Source organism: Spiroplasma endosymbiont of Dilophus febrilis (assembly GCF_964030685.1).
Classification (GTDB): domain Bacteria; phylum Bacillota_I; class Bacilli_A; order Mycoplasmatales; family Nriv7; genus Nriv7.
This window is the reverse complement of the sequence record NZ_OZ034912.1, coordinates 982,062-999,205: the sequence shown is the minus strand read 5'-3', so window position 1 is coordinate 999,205 and position 17,144 is coordinate 982,062. Positions and strand designations below refer to the sequence as shown.

Genomic DNA, 17,144 nt, shown 5'->3' with positions numbered 1-17,144 from the left:
GGAACAAAGATGATTAAGCGTTATCAAACAAAAGAAATGAAAGTGATTTGAAGTGAAGAAAAGAAATATGATACTTGATTAAAAGTAGAATTATTAGTGTGTGAGGCATGAGGCAATTTAGGATTAATTGATAAATCTGATTTAAAAAAATTGAAAAAAGTTAAAGTTGATTTAAAATTAATGAATAGTTTAGAAAAGCAAACACAACATGATATGGTTGCTTTTACAAGAATGTTATCACATAGTTTAGAAAATGAAAAACGCTGAATTCATTTAGGATTAACTTCAACTGATGTTGTTGATACCGCCCAAAATTATTTAATTAAGCAAGCAAACGATGTTATTGCTAAAGAACTGCAAAAATTATTAGATAATTTAAAACTAAAAGCTTTAAAATATCGGAATTTAATTTGTATTGGCAGAACACATGGCATATTTGCCGAACCGACTTCTTTTGGTTTAAAATTTGTTTTATGGTATGAAGAAATTAATCGGCAAGTGGAAAGATTTTTGTTAGCTCGTAAGCAAATTGAAGTTATTAAAATTTCTGGTGCGGTTGGTAATTATGCGAATGTTGAACCAGTTGTGGAGGATTTTGTCAGACAAGAGTTAGAATTAGGTGTTGATAATATTTCAACACAAGTAACCCAAAGAGATCGGCATGCCTTTCTTTTTAGTGTTTTTGCAAATATTGCTTCCACATTAGAAAAAATTGCTCTTGAAATTCGTCATAGTCAGCGAAGTGAAGTTGATGAAATTCGCGAAGGATTTTCATTAAACCAAAAAGGTTCTAGTGCGATGCCTCATAAACAAAATCCAATTGGGAGTGAAAACATTTGTGGGTTAGCGCGTCTGATTCGTGCTAATAGTGTTGTTGCTTATGAAAATAATTTGTTATGAAATGAAAGAGATATTTCGCATAGTTCTAATGAAAGAATAATTATTAGTGGAACATTTTCATTATTACATTTTATTTTAAAGCGGATGAATGCGATTCTTAATCTTTTAGAAGTTAATGAAAAAAATATTGCTTTAAATATTGAAAAAACATTTAATACTTTTTTTAGTCAAAGATTATTATTAGAAATTATTAAGAAAACCCAATTTTCTCGTGAAGAAATTTATGATTTTTTACAAGAGTGTACTTTTGCTAGTTTAAAAGAAAAACGAGATTTTAAGGAAGTTGTTAAAGAATATAAAATTTCTAAATATTTAGATGATGAGCAATTAGAAAAATGTTTTGATATTAATTATTTTGTTCGTAATGTTAATATTATTTATGAACGGGTTTTTCCTAAAAGAGAATAGGATAAGATAATAATGATTCAGAAAAGTTTTCGTAATGAGCAGCCATCGCTATATTTAGTAGCAACACCAATTGGCAATTTAAAAGAGTTAAATAGTCGGATTGCAGAAACTTTACAACTGGTTGTTGTAATTTTTTGTGAAGATACAAGAGTAAGTAAGAAAATATTACAACATTTTAATATTAAGAAAAAACTTATTTCGTTACATCAACATAATGAAAAAGAACGAATTGATTTAGTATTACAATTTTTAAATAATAATCAATCAGTTGCTTTGCTAAGTGATGCTGGCTATCCATTAATATCGGATCCCGGATATCAATTAGTCCAAGCAGTAATTGCTAAGGAATATAATGTTGTTAGTATTAGTGGTTCTAGTGCGTTATTAAATGCTTTAGTTTGTTCGGGATTACCACCATATCCGTTTTCTTTTTGAGGTTTTTTAGACCACAAAGTAGGAAAACTTAAACAACAAGTTGAACAATTAAAATATCGTTCTGAATCGTTAATTTTTTATGTTGGTGTGCATCATTTAGAAAAAACATTAAGGGTGATGAAAGAAATTTTAGGTAATCGTGATGTTTGTTTAGCAAGAGAGTTAACGAAGATGTATGAAACTATTTATCGAATGCCATTAAATGATATTATTAACCTTGATTTAACTTCATTAAAGGGTGAATTTGTGTTAATTGTTAAAGGATATGAAGTGGTGGTTGATTATCGTTCTTTAACTATTAAAGACCACATTATCTTAGTAGCTAAAAAGCAAAATATTACTATTAAAGAAGCAATTAAGGAAGTAGCAAATATGCGAAATCTTCCTAAAAGTCTTGTATATCAAGTCTATCATCAAGAGTAACCCTAGGAGGGGGCGTATAAAGTTTTTATAGGTCTAAATATATATCTTTTAATGAGACAACCAGAAATGGTTGTCTTTTTGCATTTTAAGGGGGTAGATAAATTAATCAGAATTAAGTGAAATGGAATATAAATAAACATCAATGGATAAGTGGCCATTATTTATTGCTGTAACGATATAAGTTATAGGTGCTAATAAATTAGTGCTTATAAATATTTTTAATCGTGCAGTAATTAATAATTTGTGTTGCAACCAAACTTAGTTAACTTAGTTTATGTAACAGAATATGAACTTTAAAAATCTGAATAAATCAGAATTTTAAAAATTAAAACTAAATTTTTATAACTAAGTATATAAAAACTTAGTTTAGAAAGGATTAAAAATATGTTTATAAAGAAAAACCCTAATGTAGAAAACTTTTTTATTAATAAAAAAGTAATTTGCAAAGAAACTTTAAAAGCAATAAAAATTAAAGCACCAATAAATAAAGAAAATATCTTTATTTGGTTTGCTAAAGATTTTGTAAGAGATGGTAAATATCCAAACTCAGTTTGTATAGGGATTATTAAAAATAAACTCTATGAATTAATTTTTCAAAACGGAATTACTAAAGAAGAAACAATATACGATAAAGTAACTGGTGAGATTTTATTAGAGATGTTTAAAAAACAAAAGCTAGAAAATAAGCAAAAAACTTATAATTATTTCTCACAAAATTCTTCGATGATAGAAGAATTATAAAAAATAAAGGAGATAAAAAATAGTGGCTACTTGAATTCAAATCATAATAGTAACAATTATTGCAGTTGCTTTTATTTCAGTAATTGCAGCGACATTATGACATTTAATAGAAAAAGCATTAAAAGTTAGAAATGAAAGAAAAAACAAAGGAGATAAAAAATGTTAAATTCATTACTTATGGAATTAAAAATATTAGCAAGTTCTACTAGCTTTGGTGATGGTGCAGCTGCAATGTGAGAAGGACTAGGAAAAGCTTTAGCAAAAGTAAAAGAAGGTGTGTATGCAATAATGCCTGAAACAATGATATTTTTAGGAGATGCTTGACCGATCTTATTAGTAATAGCAGTATCGATTGTTTGAAAAATACTTTTTGCATTCTTAGGAATGTTAAACATTAGAAAGGTTTAGAAGGGTAATATTTACCCTTCTATAAAATAACGATGTATAAATATTGATCGGAATTTATTGACATCATAATCGGTAAAGATGCACCTGTAGAAATCAAAGTTATATCATTTATTATTTTTATAATCTTATTTTTTGGAACATTTTTTAAAATCGCTAAAGGAATATGGAGCGTATTCAAAATATAATGCAAAAAGATTGAGAAAAATTTCAAGAATTTTTAATTAAAATTTTTATCTTTATCCCTAAAAATCGGTTTGAAAATATTGTTCCAAAATTAACCGATACCAATTATTACATTATGATGTGTGGCATATGATTAGTTATTATTGTTTTTATTTGATTTGTGTTATGAATAACTTTTAAAATTTTGAGTTGATAAAATGAAAGAAAAATTAAAACTAATTTGAAAAATCTGATGACACACTAATGCATACTTATTAATTTATTCAGGAGTTGATTTATTATTAGCTATTGGGTTATTTATGACTACAGGTTTATGATATTGAATATTATTTAGTATTCAATGTAGTTACTTTTTAATTTTTTGTTATACGCACTTAAAATATCAATTTAATACGCACAATCTTAATAGTTTTATTTGGGATAGTCCAATATCTTTAGTAATTGGGAAATTAGGTACTGGTAAAACTTTATTTCTAGCTTATTTATCAGAAGTAATGAAACATAAAGCAGAACATATTTATAGTAATTTCCCAGTTGATGACAAACATACTAAACTATTAACTTTTAACAACTTAGATTTTACGAATCGAACAAAACTAGTACCGCCAGATAATAGTTTAATTTTATTTGATGAAAGCTATTTATATATCGATGGAACTAGTCCCCACGATGAAAAAATAACACATTCAGGTAAGATTCCGTGAATTGTGCTAGCACGCCATTTTAAAAATCGAGCAGTGTTTACTGCTCAAAGAAGTGGAATGCTTTGAAATAACATTAGAGAATTATCTAGTTGTTTAATTATTCCATTAAAACTAAGAAAACCAAAAATTAAGAAGAAAGGGTTTAATCTATTTAATCGTTTCTTTATTATGAAAATCGGTATTTTTCAAGACATCGATAGTTATGAAATTTGAAAAAATAAATCAACGGAAAGATTAGCTGATGGTAAAAGAGTTAAACATAAATCGGATGACGGTATGGGAATCCACTTTTTTAAAATAATTATTCCTCTAGAATATGTTGAGAAATATGATAGTTACTGATTAAATTTTGTTCGTGATCTTAAAAATGATGAAATTATCAATAAACGAGAATATCGTTGATGAGAAATTCAAAATCTTGATAATAAAGAAAAATTAAAGTTGTTCGATATTGATATTCTTAAGAAAAACTTGCAAAAAAAAGCAACTGAAAAACCAAGTTGAAAAAAACCTAAGGAGAAAAAATAGAATGCAACTTTTACTAGTAGCAGTAATTAAAAATGAAGAAATATGAAATAAGCTATTTTCTTTCATCTTTGAAATTTATCTATTTATTTTTGATGCTATTTGAAATACAGAAATTCCTTTAACTGATATTAAAGTTGGTTACTTTTTAATTTTTTGATTAATTGTGCAACTTTCAATTTATGCCGTTAATGGTACTTCTACAGAATATAACAATATGGGAAGTTCAGTATCAAAAGCATACAGTTCTGCTGTTAAAAGTGGACGAAATGCTAAAAATCGCCATCGCTCAAATAAAGTATATCGTGAAAAGCAAAAGAAAGGAAAGTAAGTAAATGATTAAACTAATTTTATTGATCGTAGCTATTGGCATTTTTGGCACCGGATTCCTAACGATGATAATTAATCAAATAGACTTCAGCAAAAAACATCATAATGGACTTATATAACTCCAATACGATGCTTTTATCGTGATTTGGTAAAATAGCAGTTTTGTTTTTACACCCGCTAATGTTGGCAGTATCAAGTATTTATATAGTTTACTTTATTATCTCAAAAACATTATACAGTTAATCAAGTAAATGAATACAGAATATATATTATTTTATTTTCGGTGGCTGGAACGCCTAATATTTTCAAAATAAATTATTTGTAAAAAAATGAAAGGATTTTAAAATGAAAACATTTTTCAAAAATTTAGTTAACTGAACTAAAAAAGCAAAATTTAATTTAATGTTAATAACGCTTACCCTTACAGCTGCTAATTTAATAACATTAATTGAGCACAAGATACTGCCAATTTGAGTTACAGTATTTCCAACAATAATAACTATAATACTATTTCTACTAGTAATAATATGACCTATAAGTAAACTTAATGAAGTTTGATTAGATAGAAAAGAGCGAAGAAAGCAAGAAGTAGAAAATTTTTTAAAAGAAGAAATTAAAAGTAGAGACAAAACAATTGCCGAATTAGAAAAATGAAATACTATCCATATCAATCAAAAGTCAGACTTAATAATTGAAAACCAAAAACTAAAATGAAAGAATAAAGACAATGAAAAAGTTGTTTAAAATTTATAATTCAATAAATGAAGCTTTATGTGTATTATTTTCAGTCATTAGTATAATTTCGTGCATTTTATTTTATTTAGCAATGATAAAAGTAATTAATTGATTATTTCCTTCGATTATTTTTGCGATTGGATGTTGTAACTGTATTTTAGAAATTATATTGTCAATTTACTGGTCACGAAAGGAAACTGAATTAAATGATTTATAAAATAATATCATTAGTAACTATTATTCAAGTAGCATTATTTAGTTTCTTAACACCTTTAGGAAAGATAATTATACCTAAAACAGATATTCCTACTAGTTATGTTCAACGAGCAAATACTGGCATTAATGAAGAAGACTTTATCAACACAATGTTCCTAAAAGCAGAATTCTTTGAAAATTGATCAGATACTAACTACTTTATTAACCCAACACTAAAAACTTCAAAACCACTGAAATACAATGAAAAATGATATTTAGATTATATCGATGATAGCTATTCAACAGCTCTCGGAATTGAATTAGCCAGTTTAGACTTTCAAAATTTCTATTTACATTATAAATCAGAAATTGATAAAGTTTTTAATCCTGTATATGAAAAATTAAAGGGTGATGCTTTAAATTGATTTAAGGATAAACTTTATCAACCACTCAGTCAAAACAAAAAATTCTTCTTAAAAAATGTAATGGAGCTAATGTTACATATTTTAGGTGCAGGACAAAGATATATCGCGGTCGTTGAAGAATTTGCTGGAGAAATTGAAGGTTGGTTAGGTTGAACTGATGATTGGTTTGAAAAACAAAGTATTCAGATAAATAATAAATTAAAGAATAATTTTAAATATTACACATATCATAGTATGTATGCAGAAACTCGATATTGAAATAAAAATGGAGTTATTCGCAGTCAAAATGAATTAACTTCACGATATACAGAATTTGCTACAGAACTAAGCGAAATGGAATTTAGAAGTAAAGAAAGTGCTAGATTATATAATTACAATGGTTATTTAGTCAATAAATGAAACGAATTTAGAAATTCAGCAATAAAATTTTTACAAAAATATGAAGATATCATCGTTACTGAAATGTTTCGCGTACAAAAAGGGGGTAGTCCCAACTATGAAGAAATTATACCTTATGAAGAAAATAAGAAAATTATTTTTTATATGGAAATAATCGATGAAGAGTTAAAAACAGAAAGACAATATATTTTCACAATTACAATTAACAACAAAAATAAAATTCAAGCCGGTAACTTAAAACTACACCATCTAAAAAACAATACATTTGAAAATAAAAAATTAAATTTCGAGTTAAATTTTGTTTCGATAAAAGAAGAAACATATAGTTTAGACACGAAAACATTCAGTTACGAAAATAGCAGAGAAATTATATACGAACAACTATATGGCACGATTAAAATTAACGACTTTTTAACCGCATTCTTTAGCAATGCAGTAATTCCTATTTTTCAGAATCGTAGTAGCTTCATTGAGAACGGTTATTTAAATGAACTAGAATATAATAGCGTACTTCTTAATTTTTTTGGTTTAAAAGAAATAGATTTCATTAATACAGTAAAAATTGATGAAAAAGAAGAAAATAAGGGTAACTGAAATGGCATCATTAAAAACATTATTAATATTTCAAAGAATTTTTATAAAGACTATTTAAGAGCTTTATTTGACCTAAATAATAACACATACATCCAAGGGCAGAAAGCTAATCACGGATTATTAGCTAATAACGGATTTAAGATTTACCCAAGATATTTTTATTTTTCGGATAAATATTCAGAATTAGACTTTAATCTATATTCAGCATATAAAAATAAATTCTATAACACAAAATACGGAATCAATTTCAATTACGATTATTCTATTAAAAAATCATTCAATATTTTAAAAAATGAAGGAGAAGTTTTTAAAAAACCACCAGAAAATAATAAATATAAATTTAAACACACGAAAATGGAAGAGCAAAAAATAGGCTATAACATTTTTGAATTACAAGTTAAAAAATAGATGGTAAATATAAATATTACGATTTCAATTTCGGGATTTATAACTGACAAGAAATTACAAAAGATGGAATTAACCCTGATAAACAGTGATGAGAATACAAACCAGAAAGTTGCAGCTGATACAATATTGCTTGTCATATAAAAAATGGAGTCATATGAATTATAAATAACATTCCAGGAGTAAAAGAAACTAATGAACTAGCTAGTGGAATTGGTAAAATATTAGATGTAACTAAAGAATTCTTTAGTGGTATTTTTGAAATGTGAAAATTTAGCCCAATGGTTTATAACACTGTAACTAATATTTTTATGTTAATTATCTTTATGAAAGTAGTTAAACTACTATAAAAAATGACTAAGTACTTAGTCATTTTTTGGTTCTACTTCTTCTTTTTCATAATGATCTACAAATAAACCATTATGATTTTTTTTAATTGTTACAGTTCAATAAATTCATCCAGTATCTAAAGAACCACAGCTTGCCGTACCTTTTACTTCATACTTATTTTTTAATTCTCATCTTCAATAACCTAAACTTTTAACACCACATTCGCTTAAATTATTAGAAAATAAATACTTTAAAGCAATTTTTGTAAGTTTTTCATAATCTTCTATTTCATTATGCATATCATCATATTTTATTTCTAAATGTTGATTGGAATAACTATCAGAGCAAGAAGTTAAAGATAAAATGGGTGTTATAAATGAAACTGACAAAATCAATGATTTAATTATATTTTTCATAAAAGAACTCCTTTTGTTTGTTAAAATTATAACAAAATCTTTGAATTTGTTAAAATTAATCTACCTAGTTAAAGAAAGGTAGATTTTTTAATGTTTTTGACTGAAAATTATTATGATAAGAAAATAGCTAATAAATTCTTGGAATATGAACAAGATATTAAAAATGAATTTGAAAGTTTAGATGAAAAATTGTTTCGAAGTAAACCGGATTTTTTATTTTCCATTGGTAAGTTTAATCGAACTGTTATTACGCCGTATGGGGTTGTTTGTTTTAAAAGGCGAAAATATCGCTATTTAGAGCATAATACTTGAAAGTATTTATTTCTCTTAGATAATGAAATTGGTTTAAAAGCTTATCAAAGAATTACTACGGAACTGAAACTAAAGATATTAAGTAATATTAATGATGGTAAAAGACAAAAAGATATCCTTGATATGTATAGCAATGCTAATATTTCGAGAATGTCAATTTCTAATATTATTAATGAATTTAAGAGCAATAGCTATTATCGAATTGCTAAAAATAATATTTTTGAAAAAGATAAAATTGACTTGGAAAGCAAGTTTTTATATATTCAACTAGATGAAACATTCTTAAATTTAAAGCGTAATAATAAAGCTAGTAAATATAAAATTCGCTTAGCTACGTTTCATACGGGTTACGATAAAAAGGCTAATTTTAATCGACCAAAGCTTGAAAATAAACGGGCGTTTTACATTAAAGTAGCATCAAAAACTCCTATTAGTACTGAAAAATATTTAGATTTAGTATTAAAAGAAATTAATATTTTCTATAAGAACATTAATTTTAAAAAGATTATTGTTTGTGGTGATGGTGCAAGCTGAATTCGTAAATTTGCTGAATTTTATAAATTTCCTTATATTTTAGATAAATTTCATTTAATAAGATACTTTAAAGGCTGTTTATTTAGTAACAGAAAATATGTTACTTGAGAGATGTTTAAAGACTTACTTAGTAGTTATTTTAATGGCAATTGTGCAGAAATAATTAGTCATCTTAAAAAGTGATTAATTGTAACTATAGATAGTAATGGCAACGATAAAATTAAAGAAGCTATTAAGTATGTTGAGAATAATAAAGATGGTATTCATAGTCAAGAATTGAATTGAAATATTGGTTGCTCGATAGAAAGTGATATTTCGCATATGGTAAAGTCAGCATTAGGATATGGTGCTAAAGTTTATTGTAACAATAATTTTAAAACAATTATGGATTTAAGAATAGCTAAGGTTAATGAAATAGATATTTTGAAATATTATGAAGCTGATTTATTAGCTGAGACAGCAGAGCAACAAGCAAAATTTAAAAGATTACGATATATTCATTGATCAAAAATGAAGTCTGATTATCAAAGCAGAAAGGGGAAAAACCGTGTTTTTTTGTTAGATAGTATTCCAGTGCTGTTGATTAGATAATATTGCAGTTTGGGCGCATAAAGTTTTGTTAGGTGGGTAAAGATTTGAATAATTTTGAAAGAAAAGCAACTAAAAACTTATTACCTTTTTACTTGAAAAATAATTAATAAAACAAAATATTTAATATTAACAAACATATTCTTAATAAAAGGTTATAAAAACTAAGTAAAATGCTTATAAAAACAACATTAAAATAATTTTTTACAACAAAAATCATACATAAGAAATATATACTTAATTTGCATATTGAAATAATTTATAGTAAATGACTATTTTTTCTTTTTTAAAAAATACCTAAGAAAACTAAACGCGACCTTGCAGTTTAAAAAAATCATATAAATTTGAATTCTATGATAAAATAAAATTTGTAAAAAGCGATCTTAGTATTTCTATATTAAATACAGTAATTTTTTGAAAATAAAATAATTCTGGTTATCTAATTAAAGATATCCCTATAACAACTTTACACGACCCCCAAGAGTGTAAAAACTATTGGAGAAAATAATGATGCATTATTACTAGAACTTAAAACACAATATGATGCTATTAAATCAAATGATACAGTTGTTGTAATTAAAGAGTTAACTGAATTTAATAGTGAAAAAACTACTGCTTTAAAGTATGTTAAGACTCTTGAAGACTACCGATTTCAAAAAGAAAAAGCTTTAAATGAGAAATTAGCTGAGAAGGATACTCAAATTACTAAATTAAATGACCAAATTAAAATATATACAAAACAAGTTAACTTAATTACTGATTTAGTTGCTACTTTTGGTAAAGAAGGTAGTTTAAAAGAACTTAAAAAAGTAAAAGAAGAAGCGAAATTTGAAGACCAAGTTGATCATATTAAAGCTGAGTTTGAAAGAATAATTAAAGAAAAAACTAAGCTTAATACTGAAAATGAAGCAAATAAGCAAGAAATTAAGGATGCTAATGAGGCTTTAGATGCTTTACAAATAGCGATTGATACTGGTAAAACCGTTAAAACTGAATTAGAAACTGCTGTTGACAACTTAGAAAATTTAATTAACGACTTCAAACAATAAGAGGCAATATTATGATGTTTAAAAATCTTTTAAACCTTTTAATTGTAGCTAGTTTGACAGTTGGGGTAGGGGTTACTTTAACAGCTTGTGCTGGTAAAGCACCAATTCCTACGGAACAAAACTTAATTGTTAAAGATAGTATTTTTGATGAAATTGTTAATAACACTTTATTTCGCGTTGAAAAACAAAGTTTAGTGAATAAAATTAATGATTTGACTAATCAAATAAAAAATCTTGATAAAAATATTGATTTAACTATTGCACAACTAGAAAATATTAAGGTCAAATTAGAAATTAAGATTAAAAAATACCAAGATGAATTAGCACTTTTAAATGCTGATTTACAAAAATTGGATGAGTTAGTTAATAGTTTTGGTAAAGATAAATTAAAGGATATTAAACCTTTTACGGGTTCTAAAACTGATTGAAAGGGTAAAATTGCCCATATTAAAGCTGAATTTTTACGAATAATTGGTGAACGAAAAGATTTAATTAAGGAAAATCATAGTTTAATAATACAACTTATTAAATTGTATTTTGAAACTGAGTTTGATTTTAATGTCCACAAATTAAATACTGGTAATACCAGATTAGATGCGTATAATAAGGCAAAAGAATTAATTAAAACTTTATTAGGTGATGATTATCAACTTTTAAAAATTTCATTTAAAGGTTCAGAAACTGATAATTTAACTGGTAATTCAGAATGATACGATATGGATATTACTATTGGTAAAGAAACGGCAACGATTCGTTTTAAAGTAAAAAATGTTGGTTTTATTAGAAAATCAAATGAAGAAATTTTAACTTTAGTTAAAAATTTTTTAAAAATTCGCTATAACTGAGGTTTGAAAGAACTTACAAACTCAAGGAGCGAAGCTATTGCTCTTTTAAAAGAACAATTACAAAAATATTTGGGAAAAATAAACTATGATCAAGTAAGTATTGAGGATGGAACACCAATTTCAAAAAATAATAAATTAACTTCTTTTTTTGGTGAAACAGATCTTGATTTAACTGTTAAAGTTGGTAGTTTAGATGAAGTTTCATTAAGTTTGTATTTAAAAGGCCTTTCACATATATAAAACTTATATAAATTAATAATAAAATAAATAAAACACACTTTGTATAAAGTGTGTTTTTAACATATGTGATTATTTGTTTAAAAAGTCTCATAGTTTAGTGTAATTCGGTTCCACTGATGTTTCTTCGTTAATATCAATATAGATAACGATGTTGTTTTCATCTAATACTAATAAGGTTCTTGCTAGAAGTTCTAGTTTTTGGATTACTAAACCAGTTTTAATGCCGAAATCACGGTATTTGTAATCAGATATAAGGATGTGATTATTGTCTTTAAAACTTTCACAAGCTTTATTTTGGGCGAAGGGTAGGTCTCTTGAAATTGTAATTAGTTGCATATTTTCTAGTTTACTAATATTTTCGTTCATATGTTTAGTTTGGGTTAAACAAGTGCTAGTATCAACACTGGGGACAACTGAGATTACTTTCTTTTTATTGACGATATCAGTTATTTTAAAGTCTGACATATTAAGATTAGTGGCGATAAAATCAAGAGTTTCACCAATTTTAATTGGTTCTTTAATTAATTGTAAAGGTTTTCCTTTCATTTTTACTTCCATATTAGTCCTCCTTAGGATATGTATAATTTAATTATATAAAGAAATGATGTAATATAATATATAATATAAATAATTTGATAAAGGATGAAGTTATGCAACCAAAATATTTTTATGTTTCAACGCCAATATATTATCCGAATAATGAATTGCACTTAGGACATGCGTATACAACAGTTTTAAGTGATGTTTTAGCGCGTTATAAGAAACAACAAGGTTATGAAGTATTTTTTACTACTGGTAGTGATGAACACGGACAAAAAATTGCTAAGGCGGCACAATTAGCAAATATTACCCCCCAAGAATTTGTTGATGGCATCGTTAATAAGTTTAAAGATTTATGAACAGCCTTACACATTGATTATTCTAAATTTATTAGAACTAGTAGTCAAGAACATACTATTGTTGTTGAAAAAATCTTTAATCAGTTATTAGCCCAAGAAGATATTTACTTAGATCAATATGAAGGTTGATATTGTATTGCTTGTGAAGAATTTGTTACTAAATCACAAATTTCTCGTGATAAGTTGCATTTATTATGTAATCAACAATTAAAGTTTTTACAAGAAGAAAGTTATTTTTTTAAAGTTTCAAAGTATCAAAAACAATTGTTAGCTTATTATCATCAACATCCTGACTTTATTTATCCCGAATCACGAATGAATGAAATGATTAATAATTTTTTAAGTCCGGGACTTCAAGATTTAAGTGTTACAAGAACAAGTTTTAATTGAGGGATTCCGGTTAAAGAAAATTCCAAACATATAATTTATGTTTGAATTGATGCTTTAAGCAATTATTTAAGTTCATTAGGTTATCTTTCATCAGATAATAGTGAATTTAATAAATATTGAGGCGAAAATAGTGAAATTGTGCAATTTTTAGGTAAAGAAATTACTAGATTTCATGCTATTTATTGACCAATCCTATTAATGGCATTAAATATTCGTTTACCTAATAAATTAATTAGTCATTCGTGAATCACAATGAATAATGATAAAATGTCAAAATCAAAAGATAATAGTATTAATCCATTACAATTAATTAATGAGTATGGTAGTGATGCTTTACGATTTTTTCTTGTTAATGATTTACATATTACCAGAGATAGTAATTATAGCTTACAATTATTAATTGATTCTTATAATAGTAATTTAGTTAATAATTTAGGTAATTTATTATCAAGAACAATGACAATGACCGAAAAATATTTTAATAATGTTATTCCGCAGTATGTTCCTAGTACTAATGATTTAGATAAGGCATTAGAACAACACATTCATTTAACAATTGAAAGTTATGAAGCAAAAATGGATCAATATTTAATTAATGATGCTGTTAAAGCAGTAATTGAATTATTACATTATACTAATAAGTATATTGAAGAAAGAACTCCTTGAATATTATTTACTAATCATGATGTTAATTTAAATAAAGTTATTAATAATTTATTACAAGTTTTAAAAGTAAGTGCGTATTTATTACAACCTGTTTTAGTAACGAAAAGTATTGTTATTTTTCAACAATTAAATATTAATTACGAACAGTTAAATTTTACAAATTTAACTAATTTTCAAGACTTAGATAATGTTAAAATTAATTTGAAACAAATATTATTTCCGCGAATAAATAATAGTTAATTATTTTTAATTTAAAGGAGGATATTTTATGAAAATTACTAAAGATTCTAATAAATGATGGTTCATTTATGAAATCGTAATTGCTGTCTTTACATTATCAGTTTTAATTTTTGGCTATGTTGAACATTTAATAACTAAAACTTGAATGCGAAGTATTGATGAGCCTTTTTCTTATACGGGTTTTCAAGGTCAATATTTTAGTTATTTTACAATTCAAAGTAATATTATTGTTTTTGTGTGATTTTTATTAGCAGCAATTTATCACTTTAAAAGTGATAAACCACTAGTTTTAAGACAAGGTGGTTTAATTGTCATCTCATTATATATTTCTATTACTTTTATAACATATATGACAATGATGCTCCCTTTTGCGGCGACAACAATGGCACCGATTACTTGATTTGAAAATATGAGTCAGCATTTAATTATTCCATTATTAGTAATTTGTTATATGTGTTTTCATATTGGTGAAAAACCAATTGTTATTAAAGAATATTTAAAGAAAAAATTATGAATTAATTTTCTTTATCCATTGTTTTACTTTTTATATATTATTCTTCGCTTGTATATGGGAGTATTAGATGATAAACCAACTTTATTGTATTTCCCTTATTTACCTAAATTAGATGTTGCGAATTGATTGTTAGTTGTTTTAGTTATTATCGCTAGTATCATTATTTTGATTTTATTTGTTGTTGTTAATATCTTTTATTGTTATATAAATAATAAAATATATGAACGAAAAGAAAAATAATCAAAAATCGCTAGAGTAGGGGGATATTTGACTTTTTGAGGTATTTTTTATATAATTAATAGGATAAGGTATAAATTAGAAATGAAGAGTTACTACTTTTTTTATGTAGTTTTGGTTTATATTGAGTAAAAATGAGGTATTAAAAGCTATGAATAAAATAGAAATAACAGGTCAAAAAATTACAAATTTAAACTATAAAAAAGTTTTAAATAAATGACAAATAGAAGTAGATTAAAATGGTTAAACGATGATTAAATATTTTAATTGTGACTGTTTTTTCGTTAGGAATTGGTACTAATTTAATTGCTTGTTCTTCGCAAACAAGGGCAAAAAATTTCATTAAGGAAGAAATTACGAATAATCAGTTATTAAATGAGGAAATAAACGCGTTAAAAAGAAAAATTGCGATTTTAACAAATGATTTTCAGGAGTTAATTAAGAAAAACAATGTTACTAAAAAAAGAATTGGACAATTAGAACAAAAATTGCGAGAAAAAATTACCCAACAAGAAAGTGAAATCGCGCAATTAATTGAATATACCAGTGAATTAACTAAGTTAATAAATAGTTTTGGTAGTGGTGAATTAGCAGATATTGCTAAGTTGCTTAAAGATAATGCCACTTTGGAAGATAAACTGCATCATATTAGAATGGAAATGGCAAGATTGTTAAATAAAGAGGAATTAATTGCTAAAAATGATGCTTTAAAAGTAAAAATTGTTTCTACATATTTAGAACGATTTAATGCCAATAATCGTTTTGGGGCGCATAAAGTTTTGTTAGGTGGGTAAAGATTTGAATAATTTTGAAAGAAAAGCAACTAAAAATTTATTACCTTTTTACTTGAAAAATAATTAATAAAACAAAATATTTAATATTAACAAACATATTCTTAATAAAAGGTTATAAAAACTAAGTAAAATGCTTATAAAAACAACATTAAAATAATTTTTTACAACAAAAAATCATACATAAGAAATATATACTTAATTTGCATATTGAAATAATTTATAGTAAATGACTATTTTTTCTTTTTTAAAAAATACCTAAGAAAACTAAACGCGACCGATTTAATTTTTTATCATTATCATAAAATAATTTGGTATAATGTTGATGGAATCGTTCAATCTTCCCATTAGATTGAGGCGAACGAATTGGTGTCGTTTCATGAACAATCCCATTATTTGAAAGAAAGGTTGTAAAAGGCCTTTCTTTTACTTTGTATGATTTTTTATTGCTTCAGTTAGTAGTAGTAAATTCCGGAGCATTGTCAGTACGAAGGCGTTTAATAGTTATGCCAAGTTCACGAAAATCTTTCATTGCTCTTTGCACGGCATTAATGGCGTTATTGGTTCCTAAACTATCATAAACATAGCCAAATACTATCCGTGTTATTTCGTCAATGAAATCATAAATATAATATTTTTTATCAACCGGAAAATTTGATGTGGTAATAATTTTAGCATCCATTTGTAAAAGACCAATCTCGGATACTTCATAACGCTTAAAATGGCGTTTTGTTTGTTTGATTTGTTGTTTTAATTCTTTTCAACGAGGGTCAGATTTAATTCAGCGATAAAAAGTTTTGATATTTTTCGGAACTTCTGAATTTTTAATATCGTGAAAACCGTTTTTTAAATTGTTAAATAAAGACCACATTCCGCCGGCTTGAAGATTTTTGTAATCAAAATATAACTCACATACTTTTTCACGAGAATTTAAACTATATTGATAATTAAGATTTTGTGGTTTTGTAGTTTTAAACAATAACAAATCTAAATTGTCAGAATAATAAGCGGTCATAATTTTTTCTGCCCAACGATAAAAGATTTTCGTTGCATTCTTAAAATATTTTTTAATAAGTTTTGTTAAAGTAGTTTCTTCAATATAGAAATAAGTACATAAATTTAAATATGCAGTAATGCGTTTTTTAGTTTTATAGTAATAAGGATTACGACAATTAGCATTTAGTCAACTTTGGATTTTTGCTTTTAAATCCGCTAAATCAGCTTGGGAAATAATATATTTCATTTTTAAACTCCTTAAATTAAGAAAATCGTATTTTTTGTAA

Annotated in this window: 20 protein-coding genes; 16 read left to right on the top strand and 4 right to left on the bottom strand. The window is 25.6% G+C overall.

The genetic code is table 4. The features are described from left to right. Nucleotides 1-9 precede the first annotated feature (9 nt). The 11 genes from purB to AAHF53_RS05675 all read left to right on the top strand — a co-directional run bounded on the left by purB (nt 10) and on the right by AAHF53_RS05675 (nt 8,160). Entirely contained in the window at nt 10-1,308 is a 1,299-nt protein-coding gene (gene purB / locus AAHF53_RS05500) for an adenylosuccinate lyase (protein ID WP_338967785.1), read from the top strand. 12 nt (nt 1,309-1,320) lie between these two features. After that, the gene (gene rsmI, locus AAHF53_RS05495) at nt 1,321-2,166 is read left to right on the top strand and encodes a 16S rRNA (cytidine(1402)-2'-O)-methyltransferase (RefSeq protein ID WP_342189760.1); all 846 of its coding nucleotides are present in this window, start codon (nt 1,321-1,323) and stop codon (nt 2,164-2,166) included. A gap of 384 nt (nt 2,167-2,550) precedes the next feature. Further along, nucleotides 2,551-2,907, top strand: a complete 357-nt coding sequence (locus AAHF53_RS05490; RefSeq protein ID WP_342189759.1) for a hypothetical protein — start codon at nt 2,551-2,553, stop codon at nt 2,905-2,907. 22 nt (nt 2,908-2,929) lie between these two features. Next, nucleotides 2,930-3,073 carry a hypothetical protein gene (locus AAHF53_RS05485; RefSeq protein ID WP_342189758.1) on the top strand — a complete coding sequence of 48 codons (144 nt, stop codon included), beginning with the start codon at nt 2,930-2,932 and terminating at the stop codon, nt 3,071-3,073. Next, nucleotides 3,067-3,315: a hypothetical protein gene (locus tag AAHF53_RS05480; RefSeq protein ID WP_342189757.1), complete on the top strand. Its 249-nt coding sequence runs from the start codon at nt 3,067-3,069 to the stop codon at nt 3,313-3,315. The genes AAHF53_RS05485 and AAHF53_RS05480 overlap by 7 nt, the downstream gene beginning before the upstream one ends. 163 nt (nt 3,316-3,478) lie before the next feature. After that, nucleotides 3,479-3,694, top strand: a complete 216-nt coding sequence (locus AAHF53_RS05475) for a DUF2649 family protein (protein ID WP_342189756.1) — start codon at nt 3,479-3,481, stop codon at nt 3,692-3,694. 1 nt (nt 3,695) lies between these two features. Next, nucleotides 3,696-4,730: a hypothetical protein gene (locus tag AAHF53_RS05470; protein WP_342189755.1), complete on the top strand. Its 1,035-nt coding sequence runs from the start codon at nt 3,696-3,698 to the stop codon at nt 4,728-4,730. A 1-nt stretch (nt 4,731) separates the two neighbouring features. Further along, nucleotides 4,732-5,058: a hypothetical protein gene (locus tag AAHF53_RS05465; RefSeq protein WP_342189754.1), complete on the top strand. Its 327-nt coding sequence runs from the start codon at nt 4,732-4,734 to the stop codon at nt 5,056-5,058. 344 nt (nt 5,059-5,402) lie between these two features. Beyond that, on the top strand, nt 5,403-5,801 hold the full coding sequence (locus tag AAHF53_RS05460; protein ID WP_342189753.1) for a hypothetical protein: 399 nt from the start codon (nt 5,403-5,405) through the stop codon (nt 5,799-5,801). Nucleotides 5,802-5,998: 197 nt separating this feature from the next. Next, nucleotides 5,999-7,813, top strand: coding sequence for a spiroplasma phage ORF1-like family protein (locus AAHF53_RS05455; protein ID WP_342189752.1), 1,815 nt, complete (start codon nt 5,999-6,001; stop codon nt 7,811-7,813). Continuing rightward, nucleotides 7,810-8,160 carry a spiroplasma phage ORF1-like family protein gene (locus tag AAHF53_RS05675; protein ID WP_425289533.1) on the top strand — a complete coding sequence of 117 codons (351 nt, stop codon included), beginning with the start codon at nt 7,810-7,812 and terminating at the stop codon, nt 8,158-8,160. Before AAHF53_RS05455 ends, AAHF53_RS05675 begins: the two co-directional genes overlap by 4 nt. A 15-nt stretch (nt 8,161-8,175) precedes the next feature. Here AAHF53_RS05675 and AAHF53_RS05450 read toward each other — a convergent pair whose 3' ends face one another. Continuing rightward, nucleotides 8,176-8,556: a hypothetical protein gene (locus AAHF53_RS05450; RefSeq protein WP_342189751.1), complete on the bottom strand. Its 381-nt coding sequence runs from the start codon at nt 8,554-8,556 to the stop codon at nt 8,176-8,178. A gap of 90 nt (nt 8,557-8,646) precedes the next feature. On the opposite strand from AAHF53_RS05450, the gene AAHF53_RS05445 reads away from it, so the two are divergent. Then, a complete protein-coding gene (locus AAHF53_RS05445) occupies nt 8,647-9,993 on the top strand; it encodes an Mbov_0401 family ICE element transposase-like protein (RefSeq protein WP_342189750.1) in 1,347 nt (448 codons plus the stop codon). A 640-nt stretch (nt 9,994-10,633) separates the two neighbouring features. Here the strand turns inward: AAHF53_RS05445 and AAHF53_RS05440 are convergent. Beyond that, a complete protein-coding gene (locus AAHF53_RS05440; protein ID WP_342189749.1) occupies nt 10,634-11,032 on the bottom strand; it encodes a hypothetical protein in 399 nt (132 codons plus the stop codon). 21 nt (nt 11,033-11,053) lie between these two features. On the opposite strand from AAHF53_RS05440, the gene AAHF53_RS05435 reads away from it, so the two are divergent. Continuing rightward, nucleotides 11,054-12,124: a hypothetical protein gene (locus AAHF53_RS05435; protein ID WP_342189748.1), complete on the top strand. Its 1,071-nt coding sequence runs from the start codon at nt 11,054-11,056 to the stop codon at nt 12,122-12,124. Nucleotides 12,125-12,193: 69 nt separating this feature from the next. Here the strand turns inward: AAHF53_RS05435 and tpx are convergent, their stop codons facing one another. Further along, on the bottom strand, nt 12,194-12,682 hold the full coding sequence (gene tpx, locus AAHF53_RS05430) for a thiol peroxidase (RefSeq protein WP_342189747.1): 489 nt from the start codon (nt 12,680-12,682) through the stop codon (nt 12,194-12,196). A gap of 92 nt (nt 12,683-12,774) precedes the next feature. On the opposite strand from tpx, the gene metG reads away from it, so the two are divergent. The 3 genes from metG (at nt 12,775) to AAHF53_RS05415 (ending at nt 15,864) form a co-directional block, all read left to right on the top strand. Continuing rightward, on the top strand, nt 12,775-14,319 hold the full coding sequence (metG, locus tag AAHF53_RS05425) for a methionine--tRNA ligase (RefSeq protein WP_342189746.1): 1,545 nt from the start codon (nt 12,775-12,777) through the stop codon (nt 14,317-14,319). Nucleotides 14,320-14,347: 28 nt separating this feature from the next. Further along, complete coding sequence (locus AAHF53_RS05420; protein ID WP_342189745.1) at nt 14,348-15,073, top strand: hypothetical protein; 726 nt, start codon at nt 14,348-14,350, stop codon at nt 15,071-15,073. A 236-nt stretch (nt 15,074-15,309) separates the two neighbouring features. Beyond that, nucleotides 15,310-15,864, top strand: a complete 555-nt coding sequence (locus AAHF53_RS05415) for a hypothetical protein (protein ID WP_342189744.1) — start codon at nt 15,310-15,312, stop codon at nt 15,862-15,864. Between the two features lie 244 nt (nt 15,865-16,108). Here AAHF53_RS05415 and AAHF53_RS05410 read toward each other — a convergent pair whose 3' ends face one another. Continuing rightward, nucleotides 16,109-17,104 carry a DDE-type integrase/transposase/recombinase gene (locus tag AAHF53_RS05410; RefSeq protein WP_342189743.1) on the bottom strand — a complete coding sequence of 332 codons (996 nt, stop codon included), beginning with the start codon at nt 17,102-17,104 and terminating at the stop codon, nt 16,109-16,111. Nucleotides 17,105-17,144: the final 40 nt, after the last annotated feature.